We start from the raw sequence: 12725 nt of genomic DNA on the forward strand, positions 1-12725 counted from the left end.
GCCTGCCCCCGGTAACGATAAACATGAACCCTAGCCTCATCGATGCACCCGCGCTGTCGCGGCGCGGCCTGCTGAAGTTCAGCCTCGGTGCCAGCGCTTTCCTGGCCACGGTCGGATTGGGCGCCAGCCTCAGCGGTTGTTCGTCAAGCCTGCCGGCCCACGGTTTCGCCGCGTTGCGTGACAGCGACCTGCCGTTCTTGCGGGCCATCATTGCGGTGATGCTGGACGGCGCAGTGGCGGTTGAAGGGATCCCCGCCGCCACCGACGCCACCCTGCGCAACCTGGACACCGAGCTGGCGTACCTGTCCCCGGCCATGCTCAAGCTCACGCGCCAACTGTTCGACGTGCTCACCCTGGGCGTCACCTGCGGGCCGCTGGCGGGCATCTGGGGGGCGTGGGAAAACGCCAGCGCTGATGACATCCGCCAGTTTCTCAACCGCTGGGAAAACAGCTCCCTGGACCTGCTGCGGCAAGGCCACAACGCGTTGCTGCAAATGGTGATGATGGCCTGGTACAGCCGGGCCGAGGCCTGGGCGCACTGTGGGTATCCGGGACCGCCCAAGATTTGAGTCATCAAAATCCTGTGGGAGCGGGCTTGCTCGCGAAAGCGGTGTGTCAGCTTGCATAGAGGTTGAATGTACAGCCGCCTTCGCGAGCAAGCCCGCTCCCACAGGGTTCTTCATCGTCCATCCATAACAATAAGAGAGCCCTGAACATGCCCGTACCCGATCTCTTTCGCGAAGGCCTGGCCCGTGGCTGGACCACCTACAACGGCGCGCAACTGACCCAGGACCTGAGCCTGGACGCCGACGTGGCGATCATCGGCAGCGGCGCGGGCGGCGCAACCACGGCGGAAATCCTCAGCGCCGCCGGCTACCGCGTGTTGCTGATCGAGGAAGGACCGCTCAAGACCAGCAATGACTTCAAGCTGCTCGAAGACCAGGCCTATTCCAGCCTGTACCAGGAAGGCCTTGGGCGCATGAGCAAGGGCGGCGCCATCACCATTCTCCAGGGCCGGGCCGTGGGCGGTACGACGCTGATCAACTGGACCTCGAGCTTCCGTACGCCCGACCAGACCCTTGAGCATTGGGCCGCCGAACACGGCGTCCAGGGCCACAGCCCGGCGCAGATGGCGCCCTGGTTCGAAAAAATGGAGCAACGCCTGGGCGTGGCCCCCTGGATGGTTCCACCCAATGCCAACAACGACGTGATCCGCAAGGGTTGCGAACAGTTGGGCTACAGCTGGCACGTCATCCCGCGCAACGTGCGCGGCTGTTGGAACCTGGGGTACTGCGGCATGGGCTGCCCGACCAACGCCAAGCAGTCGATGCTGGTCACCACCATTCCCGCCACGCTGGACCAGGGTGGCGTGCTGCTTTACCTGGCCCGGGCCGAGCGCCTGGTGATCAAGGGCGATGCGGTCGTCGGCCTGGAGTGCGTGGCCATGGACGAGCGCTGCGTGGCACCGACCGGGCGGCGCATCACGGTCAAGGCGCGGCACTACGTACTGGCGGGCGGTGGCATCAACAGCCCCGGCCTGCTGCTGCGCTCCGACGCGCCGGATCCCCATGAACGCCTGGGCAAGCGCACCTTCCTGCACCTGGTCAACACGTCAGCCGGGCAATTCGACGACGTCATCAACCCGTTCTACGGCGCGCCGCAGTCGATCTATTCGGATCATTTCCAATGGCAGGACGGTGTCACCGGCAAAATGTCCTACAAACTTGAAGTCCCGCCCCTGCACCCGGCGCTCGCCGCCACGCTGTTGGGCGGGTTCGGGGCCGAGAACGCCGCGCACATGGGCAGCCTGCCCTACACCCACGCAATGCTGGCCTTGCTGCGCGACGGTTTTCATCCGGACAGCCCCGGTGGGTGCGTCGAATTGCGCGGCGACGGCACGCCCGTGCTCGACTACACGGTTACGCCGTATACCTGGGAGGGCTTGCGCCGGGCCTTCCACAGCATGGCCGAGATCCAGTTCGCCGGCGGCGCCAAGGCCGTCATGCCGGTGCACGGCGATGCCCACTACGTGAAAACCCTGGCCGAAGCCCGGACCCTGATCGACGGCCTGGCGCTGGAGCCTTATCGCACGCGCCTGAGTAGCGCCCACGTGATGGGCGGCTGCGCCATGGGCGAAGACCCGAAACACGCAGTCACCGACAGCCTCGGTCGTCATCACCAGTTGGCTAATCTTTCGATCCACGATGGCTCGCTGTTCCCCACCAGCATTGGCGCCAACCCGCAATTGTCGGTGTACGGACTGACGGCGCAACTGGCGACAGCCCTGGCCGAGCGCTTGAAAAACCCATGAATATCCGGATTATTCGCACCGTCTATAGTGCTTTCTTATCCCACGGCCGACTTGGCCGACCGGGTCGGCTGCGATACCATCCGACTCCCCAACGGACTCCCGCCAGGACGACGCGATGAACCGAGTGTTGTACCCAGGTACCTTCGACCCTATTACCAAGGGCCATGGCGATCTGGTCGAACGCGCCGCGCGCCTGTTCGACCACGTGATCATTGCCGTCGCCGCCAGCCCCAAGAAAAACCCGCTGTTCCCGTTGGAACAACGCGTGGGGCTGGCCCGTGAAGTCACCAAGCACCTGCCCAACGTGGAAGTGGTCGGCTTCTCCACGCTGCTGGCGCACTTTGCCAAGGAAAAGAACGCCAATGTGTTCCTGCGTGGCCTGCGCGCGGTCTCGGATTTCGAGTACGAGTTCCAGCTGGCCAACATGAACCGCCAGTTGGCGCCGGACGTCGAGAGCCTCTTCCTGACGCCGTCGGAACGCTATTCCTTCATTTCCTCGACCCTGGTGCGGGAAATCGCGGCCCTGGGCGGTGACATCACCAAGTTCGTCCATCCGGCCGTGGCGGATGCGCTGACCCTGCGCTTCAAGAAGTAGCCCTTGCCGGCGACACTGCGCTCACGCTTTCCCACGCGAAGCGCAGCGCAGTCCATCGCACCCGCGTGCACTGCGCGCGCCAATGCGGCACAATTGCGCGCATACGTTTTCAGATGCCCGGGCCCAACGCCCCGGCAGGAGCCTGCATGTCCCTGATCATCACCGACGACTGCATCAATTGCGACGTCTGCGAACCCGAGTGCCCGAACGAAGCCATTTCCCAGGGTGAAGAAATCTACGTCATCGACCCGAACCTGTGCACCCAGTGCGTCGGCCATTACGACGAGCCCCAGTGCCAACAGGTTTGCCCGGTGGATTGCATTCCCCTGGACGAAGCCCATCCGGAGACTGAAGAACAGTTGATGGCGAAATATCGCAGGATTACTGGCAAGGGTTGAGCCGGATAATTTTGTAGTGTTTTTTGCGGGCCTCTTCGCGAGCAAGCCCGCTCCCACAAGGGGATCTGCTCAAGACGCAAATTCGGTGAGCACAGCCAATCCCTGTGGGAGCGGGCTTGCTCGCGAAGAGGCCATCAGCCATACCCCAAAACCAACTCCCTCACTCCTGCCGCTCAAATCCCTCCCCGATACACCCCAAACACCGCACAAACGTGGCTTTCGCCGGGTCCACCACCAGCGCTTTACCCGCATCGCCCACCCCACCGCCCAGCGCGGTAAAGGGCAACGACACCACGAACGCCCCCGTGCCGATCACGGTGGCAGCAAGCAACAACGGGCGGGCGATCAACAGGTCGCCGAGCATGGCATAGGCTGGTGGGTTCTGGATGGTATAGCGCGGGTCGCCGCTGCCACCGTTCGCCAGGGCGGGCGCGGCGACACTCAACAGCAACGTTAGAACGACGAGGCGAAACAGGTTCATGGGGCGGTCCTTCGGCTAAGCAGTCTGACAACTGACTATAGACCGTAGGACGGATCAGCTCCGATCAGCGCTGGCAGCGCGGACACCAGACACTGGCGCGCTGGCCGAGGCGGATTTCCCGCAGCCCCGTGCCGCAGACCTTGCACAGCTCGCCACCGCGGCCGTACACGAACAACTCCTGCTGGAAATACCCCGGCTGGCCGTCACCGCCGATGAAATCCCGCAGCGTGGTGCCGCCCCGCTCGATGGCATGGGCAAGGATGCGTTTGATCTCGATGGCCAGCTTCAGGTAACGCGCCCGGGAAATGCCCCCGGCCGCCCGGCGCGGGTCGATGCCGGCGGCAAACAGCGCCTCGGTCGCATAGATATTGCCCACCCCTACCACCACGGCGTTGTCCATGATGAACGGCTTGACCGCCATGGCGCGGCCCCGAGACAACTGGAACAGGCGCTCGCCGTCGAACAGGTCGGTCAACGGCTCCGGCCCGAGGCGCACCAGCAACTCATGGTTGAGCGGGTCGAGGCTCCAGAGCATGGCGCCGAAGCGCCGTGGGTCGGTGTAGCGCAAGGCCAGGCCGGACTCCAGCTCGATGTCCACATGCTCGTGCTTGGCCGCCGGCATGCCGATTTCCACCAACCGCAGGTTGCCGGACATGCCCAGGTGGCTGATCAACGTGCCAACCTCGGCATTGATCAACAGGTACTTGGCCCGCCGCTCCACCTGCACGATGCGCTGGCCGGAGAGCCGCACGTCGAGGTCTTCCGGGATCGGCCAACGCAGGCGACGATCGCGCACCAGCACGCGGCTGACCCGTTGTCCTTCGAGGTGTGGCGCAATGCCGCGACGGGTGGTTTCGACTTCCGGCAGTTCTGGCATGGGGCTCTCGAGTCAGGCGAACCGGGCACTCAACGAGTGGACAGGTCGCGGATTTCCTGTTTCTGGGTCTGGAAGTCGTATTCCGACAAGCCGATGTAGTCGAGCACCAGCGCCCCGACGCTGTCCCACTCATGGTCTTCAGGCTGGTTGCCCAGCACCCGGTGGGAGGCGCAGATGTTCTCGGACATCTTCAGGATCGCCAGCAAATTCTTCAGCGCGGTGTTGTTGCGCGAGGACTCGTCGCTGAAGACCGCCAGGGCATTGTGGTGGTTGGCGATGGCCTGGCTGACGTGATCCGGCAGGCGCCAGGACTTGGAGGTGTAGTAGCCGACCACCGCATGGTTGGTATTGAACTCGCGGTTTTCAGTGTCCACCACCCGGCACTCGGCGCTGGCATTGGCGTAGGCCTGCTCGAGCACGCTCATGTAGTGGGGGAATTGCTTGAGCATTAACGGCACGCCGCAATCGTGGAACAACCCTAGCGCGTAGGCTTCGTCGCCGTTTTCCAGACCGACACGCTTGGCCAGGGTCAGGCAGGTCATCGCCACGTCCTGGGCGGTGTCCCAGAAACGGTTCAGGGTGACGATGGCGTCATCGTGCAATTCACCCTTGATCGACTGCGCGTTGATCAGGTTGATGATCGAACGACTGCCCAGCAGGTTCACCGCGCGCTGGATCGAGGTGATCTTGTTGCGCAGCCCGTAGTAAGGCGAATTGACGATCTTGAGCAAGGCCCCCGAAAGGCCCGGGTCCTGGGAGATCAGCTTGGCGATGGTGTCCAGGTCCGGATCGGGCATGTACTGCTCCATCTGCAGGTCAACCATGATCTGCGGCTGGGGCGGCACACTGATGCCTTGCAGGGACTGTTGAATCTGTTCGGCGGAAAGCTCTTGGGACATGAGTACACACTCTGGGTCAAGCGGGGATTCTAACCCTTAAAGATGGATCCGATACACCGTCGGGTAGATAGTCGGAACTTTCCTTCGGGCTCAGGCTTCGGACTGTGTAGGGCCGACATCAAGCCTGCGTAAGGTTTAGGTCGGCCGCCAACCCACTCAGCTTGAGGAGATTTTTCATGCCCGGTTCGCTGAACAACAAGCGTGTAGCCATCCTGGTGACCGACGGTTTCGAACAGGTCGAACTGACCGGCCCGAAACAGGCGCTGGAACAGGCCGGCGCCCAGGTGGACATCATTTCCGCCGACGAAGGCCAGGTCAAAGGCTGGAACCATGACAAACCCGCCGACGACTTCAGGATCGACCGGACCTTCAAGGCCGCCAATGTCGAGCAGTACGACGCCGTGGTCCTGCCCGGCGGCGTGCAGAACTCCGACACCATCCGCATAGACCCCGACGCGCAGAAGCTGGTCAAGGGTTTCGAGGCGGCCAGCAAGCCCATCGCGGTCATCTGCCACGGTGGCTGGCTGCTGGTGTCGGCCGGGCTGGTCAAGGGCAAGACCATGACCAGCTACAAGACGCTTAAGGATGACCTGGTCAACGCCGGGGCGAACTGGGTCGACAAGGAAGTGGTCAAGGACGGCACATTGATCAGCAGCCGCCAGCCGGATGACATCCCGGCGTTCAATCGCGAGCTGATCGGGGCGTTGTCTGCCTGACTCATCGTAGCGAGGGGGCTTGATCGAAATAGGGCGGCTGCGCCACCCAGCGGGAGCAAGCTCCCTCGCCACATGTCCAGCGCAAGCCCCGGACCCGCTTCAACACGCTATACTCCCGCTCTTTTTTCCGGAGCGACGTCATGTCCCTGCCTAGCCTGCGCCTCAAAGCCAACGCCGACCGTCGCCTGCGCGCCGGCCACTTGTGGGTCTACAGTAACGAAATCGACGTGGCCGCCACGCCGCTGCACGGTTTCCAGGCCGGCGACCAGGCGGTCCTCGAGGCGGCCGGCGGCAAGCCGTTGGGCATCGTCGCGATGAGCCCCAACAACCTGATCTGCGCACGCCTGCTGTCGCGTGACGTGAAGCTGGCGCTGGACAAATCCCTGCTGGTGCACCGCCTCAACGTGGCACTGTCGTTGCGCGAGCGGCTGTTCGACAAGCCGTTTTATCGCCTGGTCTACGGTGACTCCGACCTGTTGCCGGGCCTGGTGGTCGACCGTTTCGGCGACATCCTGGTGGTACAGATTGCCTCCGCCACCATGGAGGCCCACAAAGATGACGTGATCGCGGCCCTGACCCAGGTGCTCAAGCCCAGCGGCATCCTGTTCAAGAACGACTCCGCCGCCCGCGACGCCGAAGGCCTGAACCGCTACGTCGAGACCGTGTTCGGCCTCGTGCCGGAATGGGTCGCCCTGGAAGAGAACGGCGTGAAATTCGAAGCACCGGTCATGGAAGGCCAGAAAACCGGCTGGTTCTACGACCACCGCATGAACCGCGCGCGCCTGGCCCCCTACGCCAAGGGCAAGCGCGTACTGGACCTGTTCAGCTACATCGGCGGCTGGGGCGTGCAAGCCGCGGCCTTCGGCGCCAGCGAAGTGTTCTGCGTCGACGCCTCGGGCTTCGCCCTCGACGGTGTCGAGCGCAACGCCGCGCTGAACGGCTTCGCCGAGAAACTGACCTGCATCGAAGGCGACGTCTTCGAAGCCCTGAAGGAACTCAAGGCCAGCGAAGAGCGCTTCGACGTGATCGTCGCCGACCCACCGGCCTTCATCAAGCGCAAGAAAGACCTGAAGAACGGCGAAGGCGCGTACCGCCGCCTCAACGAACAAGCCATGCGCCTGCTCAGCAAGGACGGCATCCTGGTCAGCGCCTCGTGCTCGATGCACCTGCCCGAAGACGACCTGCAAAACATCCTCCTGACCAGCGCCCGCCACCTGGACCGCAACATCCAACTGCTCGAACGCGGCGGCCAAGGCCCAGACCACCCGGTCCACCCGGCCATTCCCGAGACCCGCTACATCAAGAGCATTACCTGCCGGTTGTTGCCGAACAGTTGAGTGCTATCGTGGCGTGGGGCTTTTCCCGCGCCACTCCACCCTGTGGGCGTGAACGCTACCAATCGTCATCCCGTGCGCGACATTCACACCCGATCAGCACTTTGCGTCATTTCATCCTGACGCCAGCGGTGTAGAATCGCGACATTCATCGCCATTCATCCCCGGCGGGTTTATGAGCTCATGCCCAGGCTCGCAGCGATCCTGCACAGTCATCGGCCACCTCCAGACACTGCGCCCATCCCGAGTGTTCCAGAGGTCAACAGAAGCTCACTTCCCCTTGTTACCTGATTAGTACCTGATTAGCCGCCCGGAGTGCTCCATGCCCGATTACCGCTCGAAAACATCCACCCATGGCCGCAACATGGCCGGCGCCCGTGCCTTGTGGCGCGCCACGGGGATGAAGGATGACGACTTCAAGAAGCCGATCATCGCCGTTGCCAACTCCTTCACCCAGTTCGTACCGGGCCACGTGCACCTCAAGGACCTGGGTCAACTGGTGGCCCGGGAAATCGAACGCGCTGGCGGCGTGGCGAAAGAATTCAACACCATCGCCGTGGACGACGGCATCGCCATGGGCCACGACGGCATGCTCTATTCGCTGCCCAGCCGCGAGATCATCGCCGACTCCGTCGAGTACATGGTCAACGCCCACTGCGCCGACGCCATCGTGTGCATTTCCAACTGCGACAAGATCACCCCCGGCATGCTGATGGCCGCGCTGCGCCTGAACATCCCGGTGATCTTCGTTTCCGGCGGCCCGATGGAAGCCGGCAAGACCAAGCTCGCCAGCCATGGCCTCGACCTGGTGGATGCCATGGTGATCGCCGCCGACTCCAGCGCCTCCGACGAGAAGGTCGCCGAGTACGAGCGCAGCGCGTGCCCGACCTGCGGCTCGTGCTCCGGCATGTTCACCGCCAACTCGATGAACTGCCTGACCGAAGCCCTGGGCCTGGCCCTGCCGGGCAACGGCTCGACCCTGGCCACCCACAGCGACCGCGAGCAACTGTTCCTGCAGGCCGGCCGCACCATCGTCGAGCTGTGCAAGCGCTACTACGGTGAGAATGATGCGTCGGTGTTGCCGCGCAACATCGCCAACTTCAAGGCGTTCGAAAACGCCATGACCCTGGACATCGCCATGGGCGGTTCCACCAACACCATCCTGCACCTGCTGGCCGCCGCCCAGGAAGCCGAGATCGATTTCGACCTGCGCGACATCGACCGCCTGTCACGCAACGTGCCGCAACTGTGCAAGGTCGCGCCGAACATCCAGAAGTACCACATGGAAGATGTTCACCGTGCCGGCGGGATCATCAGCATCCTCGGTTCCCTGGCCCGAGGCGGGTTGCTGCACACCGACCTGCCGACCGTGCACAGCAAGACCATGGCCGAGGCCATTGCCAAGTGGGACATCACCCAGACCACCGACGAAGCCGTGCATCACTTCTTCAAGGCAGGCCCGGCGGGCATTCCGACACAGACCGCGTTCAGCCAGTCGACCCGTTGGGAAACCCTGGACGACGATCGTGAGAACGGCTGCATCCGCAGCGTCGAGCACGCCTACTCCAAGGAAGGCGGGCTGGCCGTGCTGTACGGCAACATCGCCCTGGACGGTTGCGTGGTGAAGACCGCGGGCGTCGATGAGTCGATCCATGTGTTCGAAGGCAACGCCAAGATCTTCGAAAGCCAGGACAGCGCCGTGCGCGGGATCCTCGCGGACGAGGTGAAGGCCGGCGACATCGTGATCATTCGCTACGAAGGCCCGAAAGGTGGCCCGGGCATGCAGGAAATGCTCTACCCCACGTCCTACCTGAAGTCCAAGGGCCTGGGCAAAGCCTGCGCCCTGCTCACCGACGGCCGTTTCTCCGGCGGGACTTCGGGCCTGTCCATCGGTCACGCTTCGCCTGAAGCGGCGGCAGGTGGCGCCATCGGCCTGGTGCGCGATGGCGATAAGGTGCTGATCGACATTCCGAACCGCTCGATCAACCTGTTGATCAGCGATGAAGAGCTGGCCGCGCGCCGCGTCGAACAGGACAAGAAAGGCTGGAAGCCGGTGGAAGTGCGCCCGCGCAAGGTCACCACGGCACTCAAGGCCTACGCCCTGCTCGCCACCAGCGCCGACAAGGGCGCGGTACGCAACAAGGCAATGCTCGACGGCTTGTAAGCGTCTACAGCGGCCAAAAAAATGCCCCGCCAAGTGCGGGGCATTTTTTTGGGCTCTCATTTGCCTTGCGGCCATGGCGTCTCTTGTGGCGAGGGAGCTTGCTCCCGCTGGCCTGCGCAGCAGCCCCCCAGCATTGCTTCAGGCAAACCGCATGACCTGGTTTGCGACTGCTACGCAGTCGAGCGGGAGCAAGCGCCCTCGCCACGGGTTCTTCGTGGCCCCCCGCAGGGTCGTGGGACTTACTGGATGTCTTCCGGCTTGACGATCACCCAGTTCTTGTCCGCCGTCACGGGCAGGCCTTCCTTGGCCTGGGCCGCGGCGTGCTTGGCCATCATGCCGTTGAGCTGGGTCATGTATTTGTCCTTGCGGTTGACCCACAGGTGGATGCCGCCCTTCGCTACATCCACATCGTGGAACAACATGTAGCCATCGCTGCTCGGCGTGTCGCCGCCCACGAGCACCGGTTTCTTCCACTCGTCGATGTAGGTCAGGATCGCCGCATGCTTGCCGGCCATCCAGGTCGCCGGCGTCCACAGGTAAGGCGTGTACTCCAGGTCGAGGTTGGCCTTCTCGTCATACTTGCCGGCGCTGATCTGCTTGCGGGCCGTGGTCAGTTCGCCCGTCTTGCGATCCTTGAGCAGCGTGGTCACGCCGATCACGTTCTGCGGCTTGAGGTTGTAGCCATACTTCGGATCGGCAGCGACCATGCGCACCAATTCTTCCGACGCCGCGGTCATGACATAGACCTCGATGCCGTTTTCCATCAGCTTGTTGTACAGCTCGGCCTGGCCGGTGAAGACCTTGGGCGGGTTGACGGTGGAGTTGACCACCTTGTCGCCGTCGTAATACGTGGTGGGCACCGGCTTGCCGGAAGCCATCAGCTCGTCGACGTAGCCCTTGAGCTCTTTGAGGGTGAAGCCGGAGAACACCTGGGCCACCCAGGGGTAGCAGACCATGTCGTCCACTTCGCACAGGCGATAGTAATAGCTGAACAGGCTTTCCTTGTGGTCGGCGGTGTCCTTGAACGGCATCAGCTTGAGGGACGGGTCCAGGGTTTCGCGGGTGATGAGGCCCTTGTTCTCCATGAACGGCAGCAACGATTCCTCGAGGTCGTAACGGTAGCTGGTGTTGTCCATGTCGAACACCGCGTAGTTACCCTTGTTGGCGTTGGCCGCGATCATCGCGTCCAGGGCCTTGGCCTGCTCGGCCGGCCAGTGCTTGAGCTCGGTGGCAAGGGCCTGTCCGGCCAGGCCCAGGCTCAAGGCGACAGCGAGAAAACGAGGTGCGAGCTTCATCGGCATTTCTCCCAGGTTCAAAGAACCCGACGCTAACAAATGCGTATGACAGTCCTCGCCTGTCCGCGACCGCTTACGTCTTGAAAACGCCAGCGACGTACCCGCAAACGCCACGTCCTTATTCCATAAACGACATTCAACATGCATTTTTAGTATTAATTCATTAGTTATCAGACTGTTAGGCTTTCCTGTTCGCAGTCGCGGCTTCAAGCGACTGGCAAAGTCTTAACGGAGCTCTCTTGATGAATCTGCCGCTGATCCTCAATCTGTTGGTGTTCCTCGCCTTGCTGTTCGGCCTGGCGCAAACCCGTCACGCCAGCTGGAGCCTGGCCAGGAAAGTACTGCTGGCCCTGGTGCTGGGCGTGGGGTTCGGGGTGGCCCTGCACACGATCTACGGGGCTGGCAACCCGGTGCTCAAGGCCTCGATCGGCTGGTTCGACCTGGTCGGCAACGGCTACGTGCAACTGTTGCAGATGATCGTCATCCCGCTGGTCTTCGCCTCGATCCTCAGCGCCGTGGCGCGTCTGCACAACGCCTCGTCCCTGGGCAAGATCAGCTTCCTGACCATCGGCACCTTGCTGTTCACCACGGCCATCGCCGCCCTGATCGGGATCGGCCTGACCAACCTGTTCGGCCTCACCGCCGAAGGGCTGGTGGCCGGCAGCCAGGAACTGGCGCGCCTGCAAGTGATCCAGAGCGATTACGCCGGCAAGGTCGCCGACCTGAACATCCCGCAGTTGCTGCTTTCGTTCATTCCACAAAACCCCTTTGCCGACCTGGCCCGGGCCAAGCCGACCTCGATCATCAGCGTGGTGATCTTCGCCGCGTTCCTCGGCGTGGCCGCCCTGCAATTGCTCAAGGATGACGCGCAAAAAGGTCAGAAAGTGATCGACGCCATCGACACCCTGCAAAGCTGGGTCACGCGTCTGGTGCGGTTGGTGATGAAGCTGACGCCCTATGGCGTGCTGGCGTTGATGACCAAAGTGGTGGCGGGCTCCAACCTGCAGGACATCATCAAGCTCGGCAGTTTCGTGGTGGTGTCGTACCTGGGCCTGGGCCTGATGTTCGTCGTCCATGGCCTGCTGGTCAGCGCGGCGGGGATCAACCCGTTGCGTTTCTTGCGCAAGATCTGGCCGGTGCTGACCTTCGCCTTCACCAGCCGCTCCAGCGCGGCGACCATCCCGCTGAGCATCGAAGTCCAGACCAGCCGCCTCGGCATTCCACGCGCCATCGCCAGCTTCAGCGCCTCGTTCGGCGCCACCATCGGCCAGAACGGTTGCGCTGGCCTGTACCCGGCGATGCTGGCGGTCATGGTTGCGCCGACAGTGGGCATCAACCCGCTGGACCCGGTATGGATCGCGACGCTGGTGGCGATCGTGACCTTGAGTTCGGCGGGCGTCGCCGGGGTCGGTGGCGGGGCGACATTTGCCGCGCTGATCGTGCTGCCGGCGATGGGCTTGCCGGTCTCGCTGGTGGCGCTGCTGATTTCCGTCGAGCCGCTGATCGACATGGGTCGCACGGCGCTGAACGTCAGCGGCTCGATCACCGCCGGGGCGATCACCAGCCAGGTGATGCAACAGACCGACAAGGCCTTGCTCGACGCTGATGAACATGGGGAGTTGGTGCACGCTTGATGCGTGGCGCCTGATAGACCG

General features: G+C 63.2%; 12 protein-coding genes. 8 read left to right on the forward strand and 4 right to left on the reverse strand.

The window, feature by feature from the left end; all coding sequences use genetic code 11:
- The first annotated feature begins 23 nt into the window (after window positions 1-23).
- The 4 genes from KI241_RS25725 to KI241_RS25740 all read left to right on the forward strand — a co-directional run bounded on the left by KI241_RS25725 (window position 24) and on the right by KI241_RS25740 (window position 3304).
- Window positions 24-569: a hypothetical protein gene (locus tag KI241_RS25725; RefSeq protein WP_042731131.1), complete on the forward strand. Its 546-nt coding sequence runs from the start codon at window positions 24-26 to the stop codon at window positions 567-569.
- Window positions 570-715: 146 nt separating this feature from the next.
- Entirely contained in the window at window positions 716-2311 is a 1596-nt protein-coding gene (locus tag KI241_RS25730) for a GMC family oxidoreductase (protein WP_042731132.1), read from the forward strand.
- Window positions 2312-2426: 115 nt separating this feature from the next.
- Entirely contained in the window at window positions 2427-2906 is a 480-nt protein-coding gene (gene coaD, locus KI241_RS25735; protein WP_042731133.1) for a pantetheine-phosphate adenylyltransferase, read from the forward strand.
- Window positions 2907-3052: 146 nt separating this feature from the next.
- Window positions 3053-3304 (forward strand): YfhL family 4Fe-4S dicluster ferredoxin, encoded by a 252-nt coding sequence (locus KI241_RS25740; protein WP_003249063.1) that lies wholly within the window; start codon window positions 3053-3055, stop codon window positions 3302-3304.
- A 160-nt stretch (window positions 3305-3464) separates the two neighbouring features.
- Here KI241_RS25740 and KI241_RS25745 read toward each other — a convergent pair whose 3' ends face one another.
- The 3 genes from KI241_RS25745 to KI241_RS25755 all read right to left on the reverse strand — a co-directional run bounded on the left by KI241_RS25745 (window position 3465) and on the right by KI241_RS25755 (window position 5507).
- Window positions 3465-3785, reverse strand: a complete 321-nt coding sequence (locus KI241_RS25745; protein ID WP_042731134.1) for a hypothetical protein — start codon at window positions 3783-3785, stop codon at window positions 3465-3467.
- 64 nt (window positions 3786-3849) lie between these two features.
- A complete protein-coding gene (gene mutM / locus KI241_RS25750; RefSeq protein ID WP_053147170.1) occupies window positions 3850-4662 on the reverse strand; it encodes a bifunctional DNA-formamidopyrimidine glycosylase/DNA-(apurinic or apyrimidinic site) lyase in 813 nt (270 codons plus the stop codon).
- A 29-nt stretch (window positions 4663-4691) separates the two neighbouring features.
- Complete coding sequence (locus KI241_RS25755; protein WP_162489260.1) at window positions 4692-5507, reverse strand: HDOD domain-containing protein; 816 nt, start codon at window positions 5505-5507, stop codon at window positions 4692-4694.
- Between the two features lie 230 nt (window positions 5508-5737).
- Here KI241_RS25755 and KI241_RS25760 point away from each other — a divergent pair, with 230 nt between their 5' ends.
- From KI241_RS25760 to ilvD, 3 genes are all read left to right on the forward strand, one after another.
- Window positions 5738-6277, forward strand: a complete 540-nt coding sequence (locus KI241_RS25760; RefSeq protein WP_042731184.1) for a type 1 glutamine amidotransferase domain-containing protein — start codon at window positions 5738-5740, stop codon at window positions 6275-6277.
- Window positions 6278-6417: 140 nt separating this feature from the next.
- Window positions 6418-7614 (forward strand): class I SAM-dependent rRNA methyltransferase, encoded by a 1197-nt coding sequence (locus KI241_RS25765; protein ID WP_042731185.1) that lies wholly within the window; start codon window positions 6418-6420, stop codon window positions 7612-7614.
- 319 nt (window positions 7615-7933) lie between these two features.
- Entirely contained in the window at window positions 7934-9775 is a 1842-nt protein-coding gene (gene ilvD, locus KI241_RS25770; RefSeq protein WP_042731186.1) for a dihydroxy-acid dehydratase, read from the forward strand.
- A 239-nt stretch (window positions 9776-10014) separates the two neighbouring features.
- Here the strand turns inward: ilvD and KI241_RS25775 are convergent, their stop codons facing one another.
- A complete protein-coding gene (locus tag KI241_RS25775; protein ID WP_042731191.1) occupies window positions 10015-11070 on the reverse strand; it encodes a phosphorylcholine phosphatase in 1056 nt (351 codons plus the stop codon).
- Between the two features lie 242 nt (window positions 11071-11312).
- Between KI241_RS25775 and KI241_RS25780 the strand changes: the two genes are divergently transcribed.
- Window positions 11313-12704: an L-cystine transporter gene (locus tag KI241_RS25780; RefSeq protein ID WP_042731187.1), complete on the forward strand. Its 1392-nt coding sequence runs from the start codon at window positions 11313-11315 to the stop codon at window positions 12702-12704.
- Window positions 12705-12725: the final 21 nt, after the last annotated feature.

It is taken from the genome of Pseudomonas sp. Cab53 (genome assembly GCF_018325965.1).
Classification (GTDB): domain Bacteria; phylum Pseudomonadota; class Gammaproteobacteria; order Pseudomonadales; family Pseudomonadaceae; genus Aquipseudomonas; species Aquipseudomonas chlororaphis_E.

Excerpts from the sequence above, each read along its gene's own strand:
- KI241_RS25725 (WP_042731131.1), top strand. The coding sequence starts at position 24 with ATGAACCCTAGCCTCATCGATGCACCCGCGCTGTCGCGGCGCGGCCTG.
- KI241_RS25740 (WP_003249063.1), top strand. The coding sequence starts at position 3,053 with ATGTCCCTGATCATCACCGACGACTGCATCAATTGCGACGTCTGCGAA.
- KI241_RS25745 (WP_042731134.1), bottom strand. The coding sequence starts at position 3,785 with ATGAACCTGTTTCGCCTCGTCGTTCTAACGTTGCTGTTGAGTGTCGCC.
- KI241_RS25760 (WP_042731184.1), top strand. The coding sequence starts at position 5,738 with ATGCCCGGTTCGCTGAACAACAAGCGTGTAGCCATCCTGGTGACCGAC.
- KI241_RS25780 (WP_042731187.1), top strand. The coding sequence starts at position 11,313 with ATGAATCTGCCGCTGATCCTCAATCTGTTGGTGTTCCTCGCCTTGCTG.
- KI241_RS25730 (WP_042731132.1), top strand. The coding sequence starts at position 716 with ATGCCCGTACCCGATCTCTTTCGCGAAGGCCTGGCCCGTGGCTGGACC.
- mutM (WP_053147170.1), bottom strand. The coding sequence starts at position 4,662 with ATGCCAGAACTGCCGGAAGTCGAAACCACCCGTCGCGGCATTGCGCCA.
- KI241_RS25765 (WP_042731185.1), top strand. The coding sequence starts at position 6,418 with ATGTCCCTGCCTAGCCTGCGCCTCAAAGCCAACGCCGACCGTCGCCTG.
- KI241_RS25775 (WP_042731191.1), bottom strand. The coding sequence starts at position 11,070 with ATGAAGCTCGCACCTCGTTTTCTCGCTGTCGCCTTGAGCCTGGGCCTG.
- coaD (WP_042731133.1), top strand. The coding sequence starts at position 2,427 with ATGAACCGAGTGTTGTACCCAGGTACCTTCGACCCTATTACCAAGGGC.
- ilvD (WP_042731186.1), top strand. The coding sequence starts at position 7,934 with ATGCCCGATTACCGCTCGAAAACATCCACCCATGGCCGCAACATGGCC.